Source organism: Citrobacter sp. S39, assembly GCF_009495675.1.
GTDB lineage: Bacteria > Pseudomonadota > Gammaproteobacteria > Enterobacterales > Enterobacteriaceae > Citrobacter > Citrobacter freundii.
This window is the reverse complement of sequence record NZ_CP045555.1, coordinates 2658529-2681167: the sequence shown is the minus strand read 5'-3', so window position 1 is coordinate 2681167 and position 22639 is coordinate 2658529. Positions and strand designations below refer to the sequence as shown.

At 51.7% G+C, this 22639-nt stretch carries 22 protein-coding genes; 9 read left to right on the top strand and 13 right to left on the bottom strand.

Translation table 11 applies throughout. The annotated features are described in order from the left end of the window. Position 1: 1 nt before the first annotated feature. Positions 2 to 1441 (bottom strand): multidrug resistance outer membrane protein MdtQ, encoded by a 1440-nt coding sequence (gene mdtQ, locus GFB57_RS12625; protein WP_003027366.1) that lies wholly within the window; start codon positions 1439 to 1441, stop codon positions 2 to 4. A 169-nt stretch (positions 1442 to 1610) separates the two neighbouring features. Here mdtQ and GFB57_RS12620 point away from each other — a divergent pair, with 169 nt between their 5' ends. Next, a complete protein-coding gene (locus GFB57_RS12620) occupies positions 1611 to 2345 on the top strand; it encodes a class I SAM-dependent methyltransferase (protein ID WP_003027368.1) in 735 nt (244 codons plus the stop codon). 222 nt (positions 2346 to 2567) lie between these two features. Here GFB57_RS12620 and dusC read toward each other — a convergent pair whose 3' ends face one another. From dusC to GFB57_RS12590, 6 genes are all read right to left on the bottom strand, one after another. Then, a complete protein-coding gene (dusC, locus tag GFB57_RS12615; RefSeq protein WP_003027369.1) occupies positions 2568 to 3506 on the bottom strand; it encodes a tRNA dihydrouridine(16) synthase DusC in 939 nt (312 codons plus the stop codon). Positions 3507 to 3567: 61 nt separating this feature from the next. After that, positions 3568 to 4761, bottom strand: a complete 1194-nt coding sequence (locus GFB57_RS12610) for a 3-hydroxybenzoate 6-monooxygenase (protein WP_003027371.1) — start codon at positions 4759 to 4761, stop codon at positions 3568 to 3570. 14 nt (positions 4762 to 4775) lie between these two features. Further along, positions 4776 to 5420, bottom strand: coding sequence for a maleylacetoacetate isomerase (gene maiA / locus GFB57_RS12605; protein ID WP_003027373.1), 645 nt, complete (start codon positions 5418 to 5420; stop codon positions 4776 to 4778). Positions 5421 to 5428: 8 nt separating this feature from the next. Next, positions 5429 to 6130, bottom strand: coding sequence for a fumarylacetoacetate hydrolase family protein (locus GFB57_RS12600; RefSeq protein WP_008323466.1), 702 nt, complete (start codon positions 6128 to 6130; stop codon positions 5429 to 5431). A gap of 15 nt (positions 6131 to 6145) precedes the next feature. Next, the gene (gene gtdA, locus GFB57_RS12595; RefSeq protein WP_003027376.1) at positions 6146 to 7183 is read right to left on the bottom strand and encodes a gentisate 1,2-dioxygenase; all 1038 of its coding nucleotides are present in this window, start codon (positions 7181 to 7183) and stop codon (positions 6146 to 6148) included. An 11-nt stretch (positions 7184 to 7194) separates the two neighbouring features. Then, positions 7195 to 8553, bottom strand: coding sequence for an aromatic acid/H+ symport family MFS transporter (locus GFB57_RS12590; RefSeq protein WP_003027377.1), 1359 nt, complete (start codon positions 8551 to 8553; stop codon positions 7195 to 7197). A gap of 126 nt (positions 8554 to 8679) precedes the next feature. On the opposite strand from GFB57_RS12590, the gene GFB57_RS12585 reads away from it, so the two are divergent. The 8 genes from GFB57_RS12585 (at position 8680) to preA (ending at position 15643) form a co-directional block, all read left to right on the top strand. Further along, positions 8680 to 9588, top strand: coding sequence for a LysR substrate-binding domain-containing protein (locus tag GFB57_RS12585; RefSeq protein WP_003027378.1), 909 nt, complete (start codon positions 8680 to 8682; stop codon positions 9586 to 9588). 131 nt (positions 9589 to 9719) lie between these two features. Then, positions 9720 to 10118: a CidA/LrgA family protein gene (locus GFB57_RS12580; protein WP_003027379.1), complete on the top strand. Its 399-nt coding sequence runs from the start codon at positions 9720 to 9722 to the stop codon at positions 10116 to 10118. Further along, the gene (locus GFB57_RS12575; RefSeq protein WP_003027380.1) at positions 10115 to 10810 is read left to right on the top strand and encodes a CidB/LrgB family autolysis modulator; all 696 of its coding nucleotides are present in this window, start codon (positions 10115 to 10117) and stop codon (positions 10808 to 10810) included. The genes GFB57_RS12580 and GFB57_RS12575 overlap by 4 nt, the downstream gene beginning before the upstream one ends. Before the next feature lie 148 nt (positions 10811 to 10958). Beyond that, positions 10959 to 11843 (top strand): cytidine deaminase, encoded by an 885-nt coding sequence (cdd, locus tag GFB57_RS12570; protein WP_003027381.1) that lies wholly within the window; start codon positions 10959 to 10961, stop codon positions 11841 to 11843. Between the two features lie 134 nt (positions 11844 to 11977). Then, a complete protein-coding gene (gene sanA, locus GFB57_RS12565; protein WP_003027383.1) occupies positions 11978 to 12697 on the top strand; it encodes an outer membrane permeability protein SanA in 720 nt (239 codons plus the stop codon). A gap of 2 nt (positions 12698 to 12699) precedes the next feature. After that, positions 12700 to 12939, top strand: coding sequence for a DUF2542 family protein (locus GFB57_RS12560; RefSeq protein ID WP_003027385.1), 240 nt, complete (start codon positions 12700 to 12702; stop codon positions 12937 to 12939). 233 nt (positions 12940 to 13172) lie between these two features. Beyond that, positions 13173 to 14414, top strand: a complete 1242-nt coding sequence (locus GFB57_RS12555; RefSeq protein WP_003027387.1) for an NAD(P)-dependent oxidoreductase — start codon at positions 13173 to 13175, stop codon at positions 14412 to 14414. After that, complete coding sequence (gene preA, locus GFB57_RS12550; RefSeq protein WP_003027389.1) at positions 14408 to 15643, top strand: NAD-dependent dihydropyrimidine dehydrogenase subunit PreA; 1236 nt, start codon at positions 14408 to 14410, stop codon at positions 15641 to 15643. The genes GFB57_RS12555 and preA overlap by 7 nt, the downstream gene beginning before the upstream one ends. A gap of 57 nt (positions 15644 to 15700) precedes the next feature. On the opposite strand, the gene mglC is transcribed toward preA, so the two are convergent. The 6 genes from mglC to folE form a co-directional block, all read right to left on the bottom strand. After that, a complete protein-coding gene (gene mglC, locus GFB57_RS12545) occupies positions 15701 to 16711 on the bottom strand; it encodes a galactose/methyl galactoside ABC transporter permease MglC (protein ID WP_003027393.1) in 1011 nt (336 codons plus the stop codon). Between the two features lie 15 nt (positions 16712 to 16726). Beyond that, the gene (gene mglA / locus GFB57_RS12540) at positions 16727 to 18247 is read right to left on the bottom strand and encodes a galactose/methyl galactoside ABC transporter ATP-binding protein MglA (RefSeq protein WP_003027396.1); all 1521 of its coding nucleotides are present in this window, start codon (positions 18245 to 18247) and stop codon (positions 16727 to 16729) included. Between the two features lie 71 nt (positions 18248 to 18318). After that, on the bottom strand, positions 18319 to 19317 hold the full coding sequence (mglB, locus tag GFB57_RS12535) for a galactose/glucose ABC transporter substrate-binding protein MglB (RefSeq protein WP_003027399.1): 999 nt from the start codon (positions 19315 to 19317) through the stop codon (positions 18319 to 18321). Between the two features lie 292 nt (positions 19318 to 19609). Further along, positions 19610 to 20635, bottom strand: coding sequence for an HTH-type transcriptional regulator GalS (gene galS / locus GFB57_RS12530; protein ID WP_003027402.1), 1026 nt, complete (start codon positions 20633 to 20635; stop codon positions 19610 to 19612). Positions 20636 to 20779: 144 nt separating this feature from the next. Beyond that, positions 20780 to 21937 carry a DUF418 domain-containing protein YeiB gene (gene yeiB / locus GFB57_RS12525; RefSeq protein ID WP_003027405.1) on the bottom strand — a complete coding sequence of 386 codons (1158 nt, stop codon included), beginning with the start codon at positions 21935 to 21937 and terminating at the stop codon, positions 20780 to 20782. Positions 21938 to 21951: 14 nt separating this feature from the next. Then, positions 21952 to 22620 (bottom strand): GTP cyclohydrolase I FolE, encoded by a 669-nt coding sequence (gene folE, locus GFB57_RS12520; RefSeq protein ID WP_003027410.1) that lies wholly within the window; start codon positions 22618 to 22620, stop codon positions 21952 to 21954. Between the last annotated feature and the right edge of the window lie 19 nt (positions 22621 to 22639).

Here is a 22639-nt window from a genome sequence, read left to right as displayed (position 1 = left end):
ATCAGGACGCGTGATAACCGCCGCCCAGCGCACTGGTCAACTGAATTGAGGCATCCAGCCATTGCCCTTGCAAAAGCAGACCGTTGCACTGCTCACGTAATGCCGGGATCTTTGCCTCGCTGACCCTGGAGCCCGCAATAATACCCGCATTAAAGCGTGCCTGAGCCAGCCCCACTACGCGCTGAGCGTCATGTTCAATCTGCTGCTGATGCTGATTTTTCTGCGCTAATGTTTCTACCTGCGATGCAGCACGTGCCACGTCATTCACCGCATCCACCACAGCTTTGTTGTAATTCGCCACCGTCAGGTTGCTTTGCGCTTTCGTTATGTCGAGATTCGCGTTCAGCCTGCCGCTGTCAAAGATAGGCAGTGTCAGCCCGGCGGTTACGCCCATTTGCTGCGCGGAATGGCGGAACAGGTCACTCAGATGTAACGCATCCTGTTGTAAAAATGCCATCAGATTCACATCGGGATAAAACGCCGCTTTCGCCGCATCAATGCTGCTCAGTGATGACTCAATGTACCAGTGCGCCGCCTGTAAATCCGGGCGGCGGGCCAGTAGCGAGTAACCCAATTGTGACGGGAGCTGGCTTTCGACCGCGGGCAGTGGGGTCGAATGGAGCTTCAGGGCCGTGGACTGGGCATTGGTCAGCGCGCTCAGCCGTGCTTCAATCACCTTCATTTTGCCGCTGACATCATTCAACTGCTGCTCTGTTTTGCTGGAGTCAATATCAGTTTCAACGCCTTCCACTGAAGAAGTTAGACCGTTTTGATACAGCTGACGATCGACGCTTATCACATTTTGCTGCTCGCTTTCGATTTGCGTCAGTACGGTTTTCAGCGCCGCCTGCGTCTGCCATTCCCAGTAAAGGCGGGAGACACCGCTCGCCAGCAGCTGCCGGGTTTGCTCGCGCTCAGCCTCACGTACCTTAACGGCCCCAATACGCGCCGTCACTTCAGCCCGATTTTTACCCCACAGATCCAGATTCCAGCCAGCGGTTAAACCAAAGGTTCCATTGGTGTACCACGGTCCTGTTGTTCCCGCGGCCGGATCGGTAATGGCAAACGGTCCCATCAGCCCCTCAGCTGACATTCTCTGACGCTCAACGTCTGCGGAGAAGTCGATCTCCGGGCCATCCTGCGCTTCCACGGCCTTAGCCTGCGCCTCCGCCAGCTGAATGCGCTGTTCCGCTACCTGCATATCAGGAGAATTTCGCAACGTGCTGTCAATCAACGCATTAAGTTGTGGGTCATGATATGCCCTCCACCACTGGCTGTCCGGCCAGCCATTTTTTAACGCGGCAGGCAATGTGGTATCGACATTCGCAGCAGGGGTCTGCTGTGACAGAGACTGGCGGTCATCATGCATAGGCGCACAGCCTGCCATCAGAACAAAAAGCGGCAACAATGCCGTGGTGATAAACACAGAATTACGATTCATGGAGATATACAGGTAAGAAAAGATTTGCAGAGATTACGACTTGTCGCTTTTGCTTTTTTAGTTACGCGTGGCAATACATCTTTGGCAATAAAAATATAAAATCAGAAAAATATACACCTCGCGAATAATATAGGTTAAATAGTTTTAATAATTAATGGATGGAGATTTTATGTCACAGAATATCTATGACGATCCTAAGTTCTTTGCTGGATATGCCACGCTGGATCGTTCAGTAAAGGGGCTCGACGGCGCGCCAGAATGGCCGACAATACAAGCGATGCTCCCCTCTCTTCAAGGCAAAAACATTCTTGATTTGGGCTGTGGATATGGCTGGTTTTGCCGCTACGCGCGCGATAATCAGGCTGCCAGTGTAGTGGGACTGGATATTTCACAAAAAATGTTAACTCAGGCGCACAGTATGACGCAGGGTAATGGCATCGTTTATCAGCGTGAAGATCTCGAAACGCTTACCTTGCCCCCAATTTCCTTTGATCTGGTTTATAGCTCGCTTGCCCTGCACTATTTGCACGATATAGAACGATTATTCGTAACCATTTACCAGTCATTAACACCGGGAGGCATGTTGGTTTTCTCTGCTGAGCATCCAATTTATACCGCACCGCTTAACCAGGGCTGGATCAAAGATAAAACCGGGCAACTCTCCTGGCCGATTAATCATTATCAGCAGGAAGGTGAGCGCATCAGTAACTGGTTTGCTGAGGGCGTCAAAAAACAGCACCGTAAGCTGGCGACCTGGATTAATGCGCTGATTGGGGCCGGATTCGACATCGTTTGTGTCGATGAATGGGGACCTTCCGCGCAACAGATTGCTGAAAACCCAGCGTTAGATGAAGAAAAAGAGCGGCCGATGGTGTTTCTGCTCAGCGCACGTAAACCAGCATAACAGCGCCTCCAGGCAGAATGATTAATACTTTCCTATACTCAATCTGAACTTACCAAAAAAAGGAAAGTTAATGAAAATTCTGCTGTGGGTTATTCTGATTATTTTTCTGATTGGACTGTTGGTGGTAACAGGCGTGTTTAAGATGATTTTTTGATATTGCTGCCTATCAGCCAGCCCGGATAAGGCATTAGCATTTAATCCGGTCTGGCGCATCAGCTGTGTTCAAAGGGTAATAGCCTGAATCGCACGCGCGATATCCGGCGAATTGTTTAACGCACGAATTTCCTGAAACAGCGCGGTTGCCTCTGAATATTCTTTTCGCAGATACCCTAACCACTGCTTAATCCGCGCTACATGATACAGCCCGGTGTCCCCCTGCTTTTCAAGACGGGTATATTTTTGCAACAGCGTCACGACATCAGGCCACGGCATACGCGGTTCGTTGTATTTCACCACGCGGCTCAGGTTTGGAATATTTAATGCGCCACGTCCGATCATCACCGCATCGCATCCGCTGATGGCCATACAATCCTGGGCGCTCTGCCAGTCCCAGATTTCGCCATTCGCGATAACCGGAATAGTCAGTCGCTGGCGGATCTCGCCAATCGCCTGCCAGTTAATATGTTCTGCCTTATAGCCCTGTTCCTTGGTTCGACCATGCACCGCCAGTTCGCTGGCGCCAGCCTGCTGCACGGCATCGGCAATTTCAAACTGCCGATCGCTGTTATCCCAGCCCAGACGCACTTTCACCGTCACCGGGAGATGAGCCGGGACCGCCTCGCGCATAGCTTTTGCGCCCCGGTAGATAAGCTCAGGATCTTTCAGTAACGTTGCGCCACCGCCGCTGCCATTCACCAGCTTCGACGGACAACCACAGTTCAGATCGACACCGTACGATCCCAGTTCTACCGCACGCGCCGCATTCTCCGCCAGCCACTGCGGGTACTGCCCCAACAGCTGAATGCGAACCAACGTGCCGGATGGCGTCCGGCTGTTGTTACGCAGTTCCGGGCAGAGTCGATGAAATACTTTTGCCGGCAGGAGCTGATCCACCACGCGCACAAACTCGGTGATGCACAGATCGTAATCATTCACTTCAGTCAGCAGCTCGCGCACCAGTGAGTCGAGCACGCCTTCCATCGGCGCCAGTAAAACACGCATATCGTCACCCGCAAAAAAAGAGGCGCTATGGTAGCGCCTCCGTTCGGGAGATTAAAGAGGCTCAGCGTGGCAGCAGGCAGTTATCTTCTTTCCAGCCGTATAACCACTCCATACCGCGATAAAATTCCGCCTGCGACTTGTCTTTCCACAACAGATTACGCACCTGACGCTCGACGCTTGCGGCATGATAGACGCGTCCCATTTCGCGCGTTGACCAGACGATGCGTGCGGTACGCGGAATACGCACCGACTCATACAGCGCAAAGGCATCAGCCGCATCGCCGTCACACTGCTGTAACGCTTTACCTAGCGTGACAGCATCTTCCAGCGCCATACAGGCTCCTTGCGCCATATATTGCGCCACCGGGTGCGCGGCATCTCCCACCAGCGTGATGCGGTCGGTTCCCCATTTCTCTACCGGCTCACGATCGGCGGTTGACCAGCGCCGCCATGACGTCGGTTTATCCAGCATCTGACGAGGGCGTGGATGAATACCCGCAAAATAGGAGAGCACTTCCTCTTTGCTACCATCCTTCACCCCCCACTCCTCCTGCTGACGACTGTGGAAGGTCACCACCAGGTTGTACTGTTTGCCGCCGCGCAGTGGGTAGTGCACCAGATGACAATGCGGTCCGGCCCACAATACCGGCGCGTTAATGCGCAAATCTTCCGGCATATCATCGCAATCAATCACGGCGCGATAGACCACGTGCCCGGTAACCCGCGGAGCATCGCCAATCAGAGACTGACGAACAACCGATTTTACACCGTCACAGCCCACCAGAATATCCGCCGTCCAGTTGTTGCCGTGTTCGTCAAATACCGTCACGTCATTCTCTGTCTGGCGAATATCAACCACGTTAGTTGAAGTGCGATACTCAACGTTAGGATGCACCAGCGCCGCTTCCCAAACGCTGGCGTGAATATCAACCCGATGGATAACCGCATAAGGACCGCCAAAGTGATCGCGGAACGCCTGCCCGGTTTCAATGCGTACCACCTCTTTCGCATTTACCGCATCCATCATCGTGATGTGGTCGGTAAAAACGGCGCGTTGACGGGCAACTTCCCCCACGCCAAGGCTGTCCAGAGCAGAGAATGCATTCGGCCCGAGCTGAATACCCGCGCCAATTTCACCAATCTCGTGCGCTTTCTCCAGCAACATCACTTTAATGCCCTGACGGGCTAGCGATAGCGCGGTCGCCGCACCGCCAATCCCGCCACCCACGATAATTGCGCGTGTCACTTTAGCCATTGTCGTTCTCCTTATCAGGCTGGAATTTTGTCTTGTTGATTCTCGGGCGCGGCGGCGATAAACGCCGGAAGCTGGGTACAGGCATCATATACCGCCTTACAGCGTGGATATCCGCTCAGATCGCAACCCATCCGCAACGCGTTTGCCCACTGCGGGATCAGACAGCAATCCGCCAGCGTCGGTGCGTCCCCCACGCAAAACGTCCCCGAGTGACTCTGGCGCAGCATCTGTTCCACCGCGCCTAACCCTTGCTGGATCCAGTGCGCATACCAGCGTTTTTTATCTTCTTCACTGACCTTTAACTCTTCGCTCAGGTAGCGCAGTACCCGCATGTTATTTACGGGATGAATATCACAGGCGATGGCATAAACAATTTCCAGCACCTTACTGCGCGTCGGGAAGTCAGCAGGCAGCAGCGGCGACTGCGGAAAGTGGCCATCCAGCCAGTCGGTTATCGCCAGAGACTGCCCGAGTGATTCTCCGTCATCGGTCACCAGCGTCGGCACCAGTCCCACCGCATTCATTCGCCGGTAGGCCAGTTCGTTCTGCTGACCAATGCGAATATTGACGCCCACCGTCTGGTAATCGAGCCCCTTCAGCGCCAGCGCAATGCGTACACGATATGACGCGGAGCTATTAAAGAAACTGTACAGCTTCATTATGCACCTCAGACAATCTTCACGGCGATGGGGGTTAAACCGTCTACGTTTCCGGTGATCACATCCCCTTTCACTACCGCCCCTACGCCTTCGGGTGTACCGGTGTAGATCAGATCGCCTGGCTGCAGTTCGAAAAAGCCTGACAGATAGCTGATGGTTTCATTCACAGACCAGATGAGGTGGCGAATATCGCTACGCTGGTGATCGTCGCCGTTGACCTGCAACCAGATTGGCGCATGGTTAACATCCACACTTTCGCTGGCTTTATGCAACGGCGCGATGGGCGCGGAGAGATCAAACGCTTTACCGATTTCCCACGGACGCCCCATCTGACGCATCTCCATCTGCCGGTCACGGCGGGTCATATCCAGACCGGTGGCATAGCCCCAGATATATTCGTGCGCTTTTTCCAGCGGAATATCACTGCCCTTTTTACCAATCGCCACCACCAGCTCTATCTCATAGTGATAGTTATGGGTCTGCGATGGGTACGGCAGTTCAAGGATCTGACCAGCTGCCACCGGGACTACCGCATCAGCAGGTTTACAGAAGAAGAACGGGGGTTCGCGATCCGGATCAAAGCCCATTTCACGCGCATGAGCGGCATAGTTACGGCCCACACAATAAACGCGGCGTACGGGAAATTGTTCATCGCTGCCAACCACCGGAACGGTAACAGGCGCTTGTGGTTCGAATACATATTGCATCATTTTTTCTCTCCCAAATTAATAGCGTGCTTCACGGAACAGCCCCAGTGCTTCCTGAACCGGTCTGTCCGAAAAACTGAATAAGACGGTATCTTCGTGGGTCTGGAACGACACGCCGTGCCAGGTCGGCACCACAAAAATATCTTTTGGCGAAAAGTTGAAGATCTCGTTACCGATGGTGACCTGCCCACTTCCTTCCACCACGTGATAGATAGTGCTGTCAGTGGTACGCGCCATTCGTGAGGAAAAGCCCTGCGGCAACAGTTGCAGGAAGGTTCCCATCGAAGGCATGGGATAACCGCCGGTTACCGGGTTTACGTAACGCATCTTGTAACCGTCCCACTCATCGGCGTCGCCCATACGGGTCAGGTCATGTAGCGCTTCACGGCTGCGATCGTAGCGATAGTTAAAAATCGGCGATGAGTTACCCTTCTGATGACGCAGCGGCAGCATATTGGCCGCGTAGCGCGGTAAGTAATCCCCTTCCTGACGCGTGACCGGCTGCTGATCTTCCGGGTAGTCTTCCGCAAAGCCGCAGCCCAGCAGGTTCACCAGCGGCAGGTCCAGACCGTCCAGCCACACCACCGGTTCACTGCCCGGGTTGCCGTGATCGTGCCAGCGCCACTGCGGCGTCAGAATAAAATCTCCTTCATGCATCTGGGTGCGCTCGCCATCCACGGCGGTAAATGCTCCTTTCCCTTCGACAATAAAGCGCAGTGCAGACTGGTTGTGGCGGTGACTCGGCGCAACCTCGCCCGGCATAATTAACTGCAATCCTGCGTACAGCGTTGGGGTGATTGAAGACTGTCCGCGCAACATTGGGTTTTCCAGCACCAGCACGCGGCGAATCGCCTCTTTCGCGCCAATCAGATCGCCACTTTCTAACAGCAGAGGGCGGATCTCCTGATAGTTCCAGTACGCAGGCGCGCAATGTGCGTTCGGTGTTGGCGGCACCAGGCGGTGCAGCGACTCCCACAGAGGGGTCAGATTCTGCCCGGAAATATGCTGGTAAAACTGCTGACGGCTGTTCTTAACATCCTGATTCAGTTCAGACATAGGGATTCTCCTTATTCATTCACAACACCTGCGCGAGGCAGAGTATTTGAGGCAGAGGCCGACTGGCGGATAACAACCGTCAGCAGCGTAAGCATCACCGCGCTGATGGCCGCCGGGACGGCAATAATGAAAAACAGGTTATCGAATGAGAAATTCATCGCCATCATCACGCCGCCAGAAAGCGAGCCGACAATCGCGCCGCAGCGCCCCACCGCATTAGACCAGCTGACGCCCGTCGCCCGGCTTTGTGTCGGATATAGCGTGGCGGTTAACGCATTTAGACCAACCTGAGAACCGCTGATACCAATGCCGGTGCCAAAAATAGCCAGAGCCATCAACCACAGACCGTTCTCGCTCAGGCCAATCATGACGATGCACACTGCGCCCAGTGCATAACTCACGGCCAGCACGCGGAAAGGATTGTATTTATCCATCAGCACGCCCAGCGCCAGCGCCCCCAGCGTTCCTCCAATCTGGAAGGCGGCAGTTACCCATGAGGCATGCTGCAGATCAATTCCACGATGGTTTAACAGCGTTGGCATCCAACTGGAAAGCAAATAAATAATCAGCAAGCTCATAAAGAACACTACCCATAGCATCAGGGTAATGGGCAGCTGTCGCCCGACGAACAGCTGGCGAATGCTTCCTTTAGCAATCGCGGTGCCCTCGTTGAGATAAAAATGGGTAGTGTCATAACGTTCCCGGGTGATGGCGCTAACAGTTCTGGCAATCACGTTTTGCGGCAGTTGGCGACGAACCTGCCAGCGCGGGGATTCCGGTAGCGCAAACAGCAGAGCCACAAACAGCATGAGTGGTAGAACGCCTCCCAGCACCAGAATGCCGTGCCAGCCAATAACCGGCACCAGTTGCGCGCTCACAATTCCGCCCATCGCCGATCCCAGAGTAAATCCACAAAACATCATGGTCACCAGCGCGCCACGCCGCCGCGCTGGCAGGTACTCTGACGTCATGGTGATGGTATTTGGCATCGCGCCGCCCAGACCTAACCCGGTAAGAAAGCGCAAAATAACCAACGTTTGTAGATCGGGAGAAAAAGCCGAAATCAGGCTCAGGGCGCCGAACAGCGCCACGCAGAGTTCAATCACCCGTTTGCGGCCAAAACGGTCAGACAATGGGCCGCAGAGCAATGCGCCAGCGGTTAGCCCCAACAGGCCTGCGCCAAACAACGGCGCCAGATCGCCGGCAGTCAGCTGCCAGTGAGTACGAATGTCGGGAGCGATAAAGCCAATAGCTGCGGTATCAAATCCGTCGAGCATGACGACCAGAAAACAGCAAATGATAACGCGCCACTGGGTCTTACCGACGGGAGCGGAATCGATCAGTGCTTGTAGATCACGTTGATGAGTCATAGTGAATGCCTCAGTGCAGGTAGAGTAGATGTCTGTTTTGTTTTAGGTATGTTGCGACTTTGTATGTTTGGAGATGAAATGTACAATGGCTTTTCATGCAGAGGCATAACCTGGAGGTTATAGCAAATGGCAAACTGGGCGCAGAAACTTAAGTTGCAACACCTGCAAACGCTTATCGCGCTGGGCGAACAGGGAAATCTGACTCACGTCGCACGGATGATGAATATCACCCAGCCAGCGTTGTCAAAATGGTTATCACAGCTCGAAGATGAGATTGGCATCACCCTCTTTGAACGTCATAGCAAAGGCTTGCGTCCTTCCGAAGGCGGCAAACTGCTACTGCAGCATGCCCAACGCCTGCTCAATGATATGGAACGTTCGCAATATGAAATCGCCCGTTTTAAGCAAGGCGGCCTGGTGGGAAGTCTGAAGATTGGCTGCTCACCCGTGGCGACCGACTGCGTTTCAATGGCAATACTGGGTTTGCTCAAAGAGTTGCCAACCCTGAACCTTAATATCGAAGAGAAAGTGATGACCCCGCTGCTGCACGATCTGCTCGCGGGTTCGGTGGATGTCGTCGTCGGTCGCGTCGGTGGCCGGGCGCTTCAGTTGCCGCTCAATTACCAGGTGCTGTATACCGAGCCGGTCTGTTTCGTCGCCCGTCCCGATCATCCCTTGGCAAAATATCCCTTGCTCACCTGGCACGATCTGGCGAACTGGCGCTGGATTGTCTGGCCGACAGGAACCCCGATCCGGATAAGCATTGATAACGCGCTGGTTGATAACGGCGTCATGTTGCCGGAAAACATCATTGAATCGGCGTCGATCAACGTCAGTACCAACCTGCTGCAAAGTAGCGATATGATCTCTATTCTTTCTTTGCGTCTGGCACAACGGTATGCCGCCCAGGGACAGCTGGCTATTCTGAATCTGCCGAAGATTGAACAAAAAGGCAGCGTCGGCGTCTTCTGGCGCAACAACGAAACACCTACTACCGCCCTGAATCGTTTTTTGTATTATCTGGCACAGGCTTAGCGCGGAGAGTTAGGGCCATCGCCCGATGTTCCAGATATCTATTTCCTCTATGCTTAGAATTCATGATGTGATCGGTAGCACGTTTTTAAGTTTAATTGTATGATGAATCAGTCTCGTCAAGGGTTTCAACTATGAGCAAAGCACTGAACGTTATCTGGCAATATTTGCGCGCATTCGTCCTGATTTATGCCTGCCTCTACGCAGGTATTTTTCTTGCGTCGCTACTTCCTATCACCATTCCGGGCAGCATTATCGGCATGCTGATTCTGTTTGTCTTACTGGCTTTGCAGGTGTTACCGGCAAAATGGGTTAACCCTGGCTGCTACGTGCTGATTCGTTATATGGCCCTGCTGTTTGTCCCGATTGGCGTGGGGATCATGCAGTACTTTGACCTGCTCCGCGCACAATTTGGTCCGGTAGTGGTGTCCTGTACCATCAGTACGCTGGTCGTTTTCCTGGTGGTGAGCTGGAGCTCGCACATTGTGCACGGTGAACGCAAAATCGTTGGGCAAAAAGGGTCTAAAGAATGATGTCGTATATCTGGTGGTCGTTACCTCTTACGCTGGCGGTATTTTTTGGCGCACGTAAGCTGGCTGCACGATTTAAAATGCCGCTATTGAACCCGCTGCTGGTTGCCATGGTGGTGATTATTCCCATTCTGCTGCTGACCGGCATTCCCTACGATCACTATTTCAAAGGCAGCGAAGTACTGAACGATTTACTGCAACCTGCCGTGGTCGCGCTGGCCTATCCGTTATACGAACAGTTGCACCAAATTCGCGCCCGCTGGAAATCAATCATTGCTATCTGTTTTGCCGGGAGCGTTGTGGCGATGGTAACAGGTACAACAATCGCTTTGTTGATGGGCGCATCACCGCAAATTGCCGCGTCTATCATGCCAAAATCGGTCACCACGCCTATCGCTATGGCCGTGGGAGGCAGTATTGGCGGCATTCCGGCTATCAGCGCCGTATGCGTTATTTTTGTCGGTATCCTCGGGGCAGTATTTGGTCATACGTTGCTTAATGCGATGCGCATTCGCACCAAGGCCGCTCGGGGGCTGGCAATGGGCACCGCGTCGCACGCCCTGGGTACCGCACGCTGTGCAGAACTGGACTACCAGGAAGGCGCGTTTAGTTCTCTGGCGCTGGTTATTTGCGGCATTATCACCTCGTTGGTTGCCCCATTCCTGTTCCCGATTATTCTGGCGGTGGTGGGTTAACCTTCATTTTTTAGCTATTTATTTGCGATGCGTTGCACATTTTTCATTTAAGTTTCATAAGTTGCATACGTAATGGGATTTGGATCACATATAAAGCCATAACAGGTCCGTAAACTACGATTCCATTACATTGTTATGAGGCATCGCCATGCATCCACGTTTTCAAACTGCTTTTGCCCAACTCGCGGATAACTTGCAATCAGCCCTGGCCCCTGTTCTGGCGGATGCGCATTTCCCCGCCATGCTGACTGCTGAGCAGGTCTCTTTGCTGAAACGCGAATCGGGACTGGACGAAGACGCGCTGGCATTCGCTCTGCTGCCGCTGGCTGCGGCCTGCGCACGTACTCCACTGTCCAATTTCAACGTTGGGGCTATTTCTCGCGGCATCAGCGGCAACTGGTACTTCGGTGGGAACATGGAGTTCCTGGGCGCGACCATGCAGCAAACTGTTCATGCCGAGCAAAGCGCTATCAGCCACGCCTGGCTGCGCGGTGAAAAAGGGCTCGCCGCCATCACCGTCAACTACACGCCGTGCGGCCACTGTCGCCAGTTTATGAATGAACTAAACAGCGGACTGGATTTACGTATTCATCTGCCGGGACGTGCGCCACACGTACTACGCGATTATCTGCCAGATGCCTTCGGCCCGAAGGATCTGGAGATTAAAACGCTGCTGATGGACGATCAGGATCACGGCTTCGCACTGCAGGGCGATGCGTTGACCCAGGCAGCAATCACCGCTGCCAATAGATGTCATATGCCGTACAGCAAATCCCCAAGCGGCGTGGCACTGGAGTGTAAAGATGGTCGTATTTTTAGCGGCAGCTATGCTGAAAATGCCGCTTTTAACCCAACCCTGCCACCACTGCAAGGCGCGTTGAACCTGTTGAATCTGAACGGTTATGATTATCCAGATATCCAACGCGCCGTGCTGGCTGAAAAAGCCGATGCGCCGTTAATTCAGTGGGATGCGACATCTGCCACGCTGAAAGCACTGGGCTGCGACAATATAGAGCGCGTGCTACTCGACTAAGTCGTGTTGCCCGATGGCGTAACGTCATCGGGCAACAGTGACTAAAATCCCCTCAATCAGATTACTGTTTCTTGCGCTACGTCTTCCGGTACAGTAGCCTGATTGAAATTCCATCCAAATAACGAGTTTTCTGCATGTTAAAGCGCGTGTTTTACAGCCTGTTAGTCCTGCTGGGCTTGCTGCTTTTGACTGTGCTTGGACTCGATCGGTGGATGAGCTGGAAGACTGCTCCCTACATTTACGACGAACTGCAGGATTTACCCTACCGCCAGGTAGGAGTGGTTCTGGGCACGGCGAAGTATTACCGCACCGGCGTCATCAATCAGTATTACCGCTACCGCATTCAGGGCGCATTGAACGCCTATAACAGCGGGAAGGTAAACTATCTGCTGTTAAGCGGCGACAACGCACAGCAAAGCTACAACGAACCCATGACGATGCGTAAAGATCTGATTGCCGCAGGCGTCGATCCCGCTGACATCGTGCTTGATTACGCCGGGTTCCGAACGCTCGACTCCATCGTGCGTACCCGTAAGGTGTTCGATACCAACGATTTCATCATTATTACCCAGCGATTCCACTGTGAACGTGCCTTGTTTATTGCGCTCCATATGGGTATCCAGGCCCAGTGCTACGCCGTACCTTCGCCAAAAGATATGCTCACCGTGCGGGTACGTGAATTTGGCGCCCGTTTTGGCGCACTTGCCGATCTCTACATTTTTAAACGTGAACCCCGCTTTTTAGGCCCACTGGTCCCTATCCCAACCATGCATCAGGTACCGGACGATGCACAGGGATATCCGGCAGTCACGCCTGAACAACTGCTCGAGTTACAAAAGAAACAAGGAAAATAAGCATGGATGTACAAACCCTTTTCGTCGTGTTGGCCTTTCTGCTCATTCCCGTGTTTTGTTTTCGTGAAGCCTGGAAAGGCTGGCGCTCGGGAGCCGTAGATAAAATTAAAAAGAATGCGCGCGAACCGGTTTTCGCTTATCGCAATCAAGAGCCGCTGCAATTTTGGTCTTACGTACTGGTTTATGCTGGATGCGGGTGCTTATCCTTCGGTATGGTTATTTACTTAGTTTTTTATCGATAACGCATTTGCCTTTATATTAGCGTTTGAGAATAGCTAATATTTTGATAATAGTTACCATTTCAAGATAAGGGATTAATGCTGCCCGTCAGCATTTCCCTCAAACTATCTTCTATTTGTGAATCCTTTCACAGAATACTCTTCCTGCAGTGCTTAGCCTTAAGAATAGCCTTTCACTTTTTATATTTTGTTATTAACGGTTTGCCTTAATTTACTCAAGCATTAAGGAAGAAAATATGCCACAACAAAATTATCTGGATGAGCTCACGCCTGCTTTTACCCCATTATTAGCAATAAAAGAGGCTTCCCGCTGTTTATTATGTCACGATGCCCCCTGTAGTCAGGATTGCCCGGCGCAAACCGACCCGGGGAAATATATTCGCTCCATTTATTTCCGTAATTTTAAAGGCGCAGCCGAAACTATCCGCGAAAATAATGCGCTCGGTGCGGTGTGCGCTCGAGTTTGCCCAACCGAAAAATTATGCCAGCGCGGGTGTACGCGTTCAGGAATTGATAAACCTATCGATATTGCGCGTCTGCAGCGCTTTATTACCGATTTTGAACAGCAAACCGCGATGAAAATCTATCAGCCGGCAACAAAAACGCTGGGCAAGGTCGCTATTATCGGTGCAGGTCCGGCAGGATTACAGGCCAGCGTAACGCTGAGCAATCTTGGTTATGACGTAACCATCTTCGAAAAACAGGCTCAGCCAGGCGGCTGGTTGCGCTATGGCATCCCAGAGTTTCGTTTGCCGCATTCGGTTTTGGATCATGAAATTGCCCGTATCGTTGAAATGGGCGTGACCATCAAGTGCAATTGTGAAGTCGGCAATGCCCTTTCCGTTGAGCAACTCAAAGCAGAATATCGCGCCGTACTGGTTACCCCAGGTATGTCTTACGGCTCAACATTGCCTCTTTTTGAGAAAGCGAATCACGTTGAAATTGCCGTCGATTTTCTGCAAAGAGCCCGGCAATCAATCGGAGATATTACCGTCGCCAAAAGTGCATTGATCATCGGCGGTGGCGACGTGGCGATGGATGTCGCCAGTACGTTGAAACTGCTGGGCTGCCCGTCAGTCACCTGTGTCGCGCGTGAAGAACTGGCTGATTTTCCGGCCAGCGATAAAGAATTCAGCAGCACCCAGGCATTAGGCGTGTCGATTATTGACGGTTTCACGCCCGTGGCGGTAAGCGGAAATCAAGTTACCTTTAAGCACGTACGCCTGCCAGGCGAACTCATGCTAGAAGCCGAGCACATTATTCTTGCCGTTGGTCAACACGCTCAGCTTGATAATTTCGCCACGTTAAAGCCACAGCGCAATCTAATCAATACGCAAAACTACCAAACTGCTGATCCGGTTCTGTTTGCTGCAGGCGATATTGTTGAAGGCGATAAAACGGTCGTTTACGCCGTGAAAACCGGAAAAGAAGCCGCTCAGGCCATTCATCACTATTTAGAGGGAGCTTGCTCATGTTAACGAAAGATCTTTCTATTACCTTTTGCGGCGTCAAATTTCCCAACCCGTTCTGCCTCTCTTCCTCCCCGGTGGGCAACTGTTATGAAATGTGCGCCAAAGCCTATGATAGCGGTTGGGGCGGCATTGTTTTTAAAACGATCGGTTTCTTTATTGCGAATGAAGTTTCCCCACGTTTTGACCATCTCAGCAAAGAAGATACCGGCTTTATTGGCTTCAAAAACATGGAGCAAATTGCCGAGCATCCGCTGGAGGAGAATCTGGCTGCTATTCGGCGACTGAAACAAGACTACCCGGATAAGGTTCTGATTGCGTCGATCATGGGGGAAAATGAGCAGCAATGGCAGGAACTGGCCCGCCTGGTTGAAGAAGCGGGTGCAGATATGATCGAGTGTAACTTCTCCTGCCCGCAAATGACCTCACATGCTATGGGCAGCGATGTAGGACAAAGCCCTGAGCTGGTTGAAAAATACTGTCGGGCGGTTAAACGCGGTTCGTCCCTGCCAATGCTGGCTAAAATGACACCAAATATTGGTGATATGTGTGAGGTGGTGCTGGCGGCAAAACGCGGAGGAGCCGACGGTATCGCGACCATCAATACGGTTAAATCCATCACTAATATCGACCTGAACAGGAAAATCGGGATGCCGGTCGTCAACGGTAAATCTAGTATTTCCGGCTACTCCGGCAAGGCCGTTAAACCTATTGCTTTGAGATTTATCCAACAACTACGCATGCACCCTGAACTGCGGGATTTTCCGATTAGCGGCATTGGAGGAATTGAGACCTGGGAAGATGCCGCCGAGTTTTTACTGTTAGGCGCGGCCACGCTGCAGGTGACCACCGGGATCATGCAATATGGATATCGGATTGTGGAGGACATGATCAGCGGGCTGTCACATTACCTCGCCGATCAAGGGTTTGACTCACTGGAGGAGATGGTGGGTCTGGCCAATGCCAATATCATCCCCGCCGAGGAGCTTGACCGTAGCTACATTGTCTATCCGAACATCCATCTTGATAAATGCGTCGGCTGTGGTCGTTGCTACATCTCCTGCTATGACGGCGGGCATCAGGCGATGGAATGGAATGAGGAAACCCGTACACCGCACTGCAATACGGAAAAATGTGTGGGATGTTTATTGTGCGGTCACGTTTGCCCGGTAGCCTGTATTGATCTGGGCGAGGTGAAATTTAAACCCGGAGAGAAAGAACATGCGTTAACGTTGTAACGCAGATAAAAAAGCCCGGTGCAGGTTGCGCTGCACCGGGCTTTTTACATTGTACGATTACTTCTTACGCGCGTACTTCAGTGAGTCCAGCGCAACCGCGAAGATGATAATGCCGCCCTTGATAATATACTGCCAGTAAGGGTTTACGCCGATGTAGGTCAGACCGTAGTTGATGACGGTGAAGATAATCACACCGGTCACCACGCCAAACACGGTACCTACCCCGCCGCTGAACGACACGCCACCAACCACGCACGCCGCAATCGCATCCAGCTCATACATAAAGCCGAGGTTGTTGGTCGCCGAGCCGATACGCCCGGCTTCCAGCAAACCACCGAAGGCATAGAACACGCCAGACAACGCATAGATAATCAACAGGTTCAGCGCAACGTTTACCCCAGACACTTTCGCTGCTTCCGGATTTCCGCCGATGGCGAAAATGTTTTTACCGAAGCGGGTCTTGTTCCACAGCACCCACACAAAGGCCACGGCAATCAGCGCGTAGAAGGTGATGTAGGAGAGTCGGAAACTGCCCAGTGCAATAAAGCCCTGTGCAAAGGTTGAAAATCCGCTATCAAAGCCAGAGATTGGCGATGCACCGACGAAGTCGTAGTACAGGGAGTTGATCCCGTAAACGATAATCATCGTACCCAGGGTGGTAATAAACGGCGTCACGTTCAGGTAAGCAATGATAATACCGTTCACCAGACCGATAATGGCACCAATCACGCAGACAATCAGCACCACTACAATGATCGGCATCGTCGCCATTTCCGGGAACACCTTGTTGGCATTCTCCATCGACTGCAACAAAGTCGCTGCAACCACTGCCGCCAGGCCAACCTGACGCCCCGCCGACAGGTCGGTCCCTTGGGTAACAATCAGTCCAGCCACACCCAATGCGATAATAATACGCACCGAGGATTGTGTGAGAATATTACTCAGGTTTAGTAAGCTTAAGAAAGTGGGATCCTGGAAAATAATAATCGCCAGCAAAACCAAAAGAACAACGTAAATTCCGCCTTCTTTCAGGTAAGTAAGAAAACTTTTCTTATTTAACGCACTCATGAGGAGCCCCTAATCTTAAAGGTGCAAAGACGCAAGACGGAGGATTTCGTTTTGCGTTGTTGTTTTAGTGTCAACAATTCCGGCAACGAGACCATTGCTCATCACCAGAATACGATCGGTAATACCCAGCAGCTCCGGCATTTCAGAGGAAATAATAATAATCCCCTTATCCTTTTTCGCGAGTTCAGCAATTAACTGGTAAATTTCAAATTTCGCGCCAACATCGATACCACGCGTCGGTTCATCCAGCATCAGTATTTCTGGCTGCGTTAATAACCAGCGGCCGATAACCACCTTTTGCTGATTACCACCGGACAGTGAACCGATTTGCGTACGATGGCCTGGCGTTTTCACCCTCATGGAGTCAATTACCCACTGGGTATCACTCTTCATGCGGGAATTATCCAACAGACCGACTTTGTTTTTGTAATTTTGGATATTAGAAATTAACGAGTTAAAACCAATGTCCAGATACGCATAAATACCGGTTGAGCGGCGCTCTTCCGTGACCAGCGCAAAACCATGGTTGATGGCTTCATTTGCACTGTGGTTATTAATCTTTTTGCCATGTAGCGTAATCGTACCCGATGATTTCTCACGAATACCAAAAAGCGTTTCAACAATATCCGTGCGTTTTGCGCCGACCAGACCGGCAATCCCGAGAATTTCCCCTTTGTGTAAATCAAACGAGATATCACGAATCGACGGCTGACGCAGCGAGGTCAGGTTACGCACTTGCAGAATGACTTCACCAGGTTTGTTTTCTTTATCCGGAAAACGTTGGTTCAGTGAACGCCCTACCATCATGGCGATGATCTTATCCATATCCAGCCCTTCCAGCGGCTGGGTCGCAATCCACTGGCCGTCGCGTAGAACGGTAATTTCATCACACAGCTGGAAAATTTCTTCCATTTTGTGAGAAATATAAACAATACCGCATCCACGCTCTTTCAGCTTACGGATGATAGTGAACAGATGATTAACTTCTTTCTCGGTTAACGATGAAGTTGGTTCATCCATGATGACGATTTTGGCGTCATAGGAGAACGCCTTCGCAATTTCAATCATCTGCATTTGTGAAACGGATAATGTGCCGACGCGCGCACGCGGATCGATATCAATATCCAGTTCATCAAATATCGCTTTGGTATCGCGGTACATTTTTTCCTGATCGACAAACATGCCTTTGGTGGGATAGCGTCCCAGCCACATGTTGTCCATCACAGAGCGTTGTAATACCAGGTTTAATTCCTGGTGTACCATCGAAATACCATTCTCAAGCGCTTCCTTAGCAGAATGAAAGTCGATTTCTTTACCCTGAAATAAAATACTGCCGGAATCTTTTTGATAGATGCCGAAAAGACATTTCAATAATGTTGATTTCCCCGCGCCATTCTCCCCCATTAAGGCGTGAATAGAATGCGGGCGGACTTTTAAATTGACATTATCAAGCGCCTTAACGCCGGGGAAGGACTTGTTGATGCCGGTCATTTCCAACAAGTATTCGCCTGACGACTGAGTATGTGTGCTGACCATAATTATACCTTGTTGGCCTTGCAGAGTGCGTTATTAAGGGCGCAATGAAATTGCGCCCACAGACGGAGTATTTACTTATTGGTGAACTCGGCCAGATTATCTTTATCGACACCTACGTACGGAACGCGAACAATCTTATTCTCAATTTTCCAGTTAGTGCCATCTGCCGCACCTTTGCCATCAGCCAGGTTTTTCGCCAGATCAAAGGTGGCTTTCGCCTGGTTATTAGCATCGTTCAGCACGGTACCGGCCATAGCGCCAGATTTCACCAGCGCCAGTGCTTCAGGCAGGGCATCCACGCCAAATACCGGTACGCTGGTTTTATTGTGTGCCTTCAGCGCTTCAACTGCGCCCATTGCCATCGCATCGTTGTTGGCGATTACGACTTCGATTTTGTTCGCGTTCGGACCGGACATCCACGCATCCATCTTATCTTTCGCCTGAGCGGTATCCCACATTGCAGTATCTAACTGCAGTTGCTCAGTTTTAATGCCTTTGTCGTTCAGCTCTTTAATCACGTAAGTAGTACGTGCTTCAGCATCCGGGTGTCCCGGTTCGCCTTTCAGCAGAACAAACTGAATTTTGCCGTCTTTGTTCAGGTCCCAGTTCGGGTTAGCTGCCCAGTGTTTGGCAATCAAATCACCCTGAATAATACCGGACTCTTTAGAGTCAGTACCGACGTAATACGCTTTGTCATAGCTGTCCAGCGCCTTGCGAGAAGGTTCTTTGTTGAAGAACACGATCGGTACGTTCTGTCCGCGTGCTTTTTCAATGACCGTGCCTGCAGCTGCCGGGTCAACCAGGTTAATCGCCAGTGCTTTAACGCCTTTTGCCAGCAGCACGTCGATCTGATCGTTTTGTTTGGACTGGTCGTTCTGCGAGTCGTTCATCAGCAGTTGTACATCTGGCGCCGCTTTGGCATCTTTTTCAATAGCCTTACGTACCACTGACATAAAGTTATCGTCATACTTATAGATAGTCACACCAATACGGGTATCAGCAGCGTGCGCAGCCGCGCCGAATAACATGCTTGCCATTACAGCAGACAGGGTCAACACCTTCTTATTCATGGTATCTCCGGTTTTATTATGCAGGGTAGTACTTGAGATAAATGCTCGGCAGGCAGAACGTTACTGAAGTGTTACTGAACGCCGAAGCTCACTTTTAAAAATATTTCTTCCGTGTCTGGCAACGCTCCCAAAACAGGCTTTAATTATCGTTTAAGGCAGCTATACCTCGATGAAAGTGATTATTCACCGTTACATAGTAGTTACAGCGCAACAAACAGTGTCATCATAGCTATCGCATTGTTAATATACTGTGAATTTACTCACATATTGAAAGCGGTTACATCGCGATGCGTTATAAGTTAGTGATCGGTGCCGCATTCTGCCGCAGCGCCACTGAATGGCGACGTACCAGCGTCGGCATAAAGCAATGCGTCGCCTGCGGATCCAGCGTGCCAGCCGCGCCCTGTAGTGCAAGCTCCGTCGCCATTTTTGCCATAGAGGCAATGGGATAGCGCACGGTGGTTAGCTGCGGATCGGTGTAACGCGCGATGGGAATATCATCGAAGCCAATGATTGAAAGGTGTAATGGAATAGCGATACCGTTATCTTTTAGCGCTGTCAGCGCGCCAGCGGCCATATTGTCGTTATAAGCGAAGACTGCCGTCAGTTGTAAATTGCGCCCCAGCAGTTCCACCATCGCAGACTCTCCGCCCTGCATATCGGGCGAACCGGTGCCGACCCAACTTTCTGCCGCAACAATCCCCTGCTCTTTCAGAGCAGTTAACCACCCTTCTTTGCGCATGGTGTCATCTTCAATGCGATGGCTTGATGCCAGATAACCGATGCGTTGATGACCATTATTCAGCAACATACGGGTCGCCATTTTAGCGCCGCTGATGTTATCCAGGCAGACGCAACGGTGGGCGTAACCCGGTACCAGGCGATTGATCAGCACCATGCCGGGGATTTGATCCATAAACTCGGCCAGTTCCCGATCGCTCAGTGCTTTAGAGTGTACAATCAATGCGTTACAGCGTTGGCGAATCAACACCTCAATGGCATGACGTTCTTTTTCCGCCTCATGGTAGCTGTTGCCAATCAGGACATACTTCTGATGCTGTTGGGCAACCATATCCACGGCTTTTACCAGCGCGCCAAAAAACGCATCTGATACATCCATGACGACAACACCAATCGTGTCGCTTACCTGCGTCGCCAGCGCTTGTGCGTTGGCATTAGGTCGATAGCCAAGCTGAGTGACTGCTTTCATTACCGCTTCACGCGTATCGGGACTCACCAGCGCACTGTTGTTCAGTACGCGGGAAACGGTCGCTACAGAAACGCCAGACTGCCGTGCCACATCACGAATGGTTACCATATTCACTGCCCTGTTTTAGATTGCGGCTGCCCACAGACACCCCAGGCTGGGTATTTTGTCAGCACAATGAAACGGACTGCGTGAGTGATGTCACAGGAATGAAAGCGCTTACATCCATTTTGTTAATGAATGTGATCCAGATCGTTATCTGGATGTTCGCGGTAATGATGTCCCTGCAGCACGCAGGGTTAATTGACGCCACAGCCATTCCACCGGGCCCTGGCGGTAATAACGTAGCCATATCACGGAGAAAAGTAAGTTAATGACCCAGACCGGGATGACGAAATACAGCAGCTCCAGCCGGTCGAATTTCATAAATAAGCCGAATTGATAGAACAGCGTGGTACAGATTAAGGTTTGTAACAGATAGTTGGTTAACGCCATGCGTCCCACACAGGCGACAGCAATGACCCATTTTAAACGGCTAAGCTGCGGCCAGAAACCGTACATCAGCGCGGCGTAACCAATGGTCTGCATCGGCGCTCCCAGCTCTCGCGGGGCTTGTAACAGGAAAGCACACCAGCGGTAGGCCCAGTCCAGATTCCACTGAGCGATGATAGCAGGCAGGTTTATCGCCATCCCAATAATGACCAGCAGCACGCCGGTACGTCGATAGTGTTGCAAACTGTACTGCCCTTTTAGCCAACCGCTGCGCATTAATGCCGCGCCGAGCAGCATCATCCCCGCCAGTTGCCAGCCGTACTGAGCACCCAACGCCAGCAAGCTATTGGACATCATATCCACGCGATTGCTGATTGCTTCCATTCCGCCGTTCACTTTCCAGTATTTTTCATACAGCAACGCTGAAGCATCCGGCGTCCAGGCGCGGCTGGTTTCGCTCCCGGAGATCACACCCAACAGCAGCAGTACGCCAACGCCCACCAGATACAGCAGCACACCAGTATTAAATAAGCTTTTTACCGACGGCGCATCCCGGATCAGCCGCCAGCAAATCAGGCCGATCAAGCCATATGCCAGCAGGATATCGCCATCCCAGAAGAATAAACCGTGAATAAAACCCAATAGCACCAGCAGCGTAAGCCGTGACTGGATCCAGCGTTTACCGCGTGGGAGCAGCATTTGCAGACCGGCACCGAACAGCAGCGCAAACAGCGTGAGGAATTTTACCTGCGCAAAGAGATCGAGCAGCGCCCAGGTCCAGGCATCGGATAAGGTGATGTCGCCATACCACGCAGGATTGAGATATGCCGCCTTTGGCAAGCCAAAGGCGCTAATATTGAGAAGCAGGATACCAAGAATGGCGACGCCACGAATAAAATCCAGCGTGACATTACGCTCCATGGTTCCTGCCCTAATCAGTTGTGATGACGTACTGCGCGCAGGAATTCCTGACGCGTGTTCTGGCTGGACTTAAACAATCCACCAAGAGAAGTGGTGGTGGTCGCACTGGTCGCATCACGAATGCCGCGCGCTTTCACACAGTAATGCACCGCATCAATCGACACCGCCACATTATTCGTCCCGAGCAGCGTTTGCAGCGCGGTGAGAATTTGCTGGGTCAGGCGTTCCTGTACCTGTGGGCGCTGGGCGAAGAACTGCACAATGCGGTTAATCTTCGACAGACCAATAACCGAATCTTTCGGAATATACGCCACCGTCGCTTTGCCATCGATAGTGACAAAGTGGTGTTCGCAGGTGCTGGTCAGCGTAATATCGCGGACCGTGACCATCTCGTCCACCTTCATTTTATTTTCAATAACGGTGATTTTCGGGAAGTTGGCGTAATCGAGGCCGGAGAAAATCTCATCGACATACATTTTCGCAATGCGATGCGGAGTTTCCATCAGACTGTCATCGCTCAAATCGAGATTGAGCAATTGCATAATCTCGGTCATATGGCCAGAGATAAGACGTTTGCGTGTTTCGTTATCCATCTCTTGCACGGGCGGGCGCAGCGGGGTTTCGAGACCACGCGCAACCAGCGCTTCATGAACCAGTGCCGCTTCTTTACTGAGTGATGACATTTCTTCTTCTCCTGCAGGT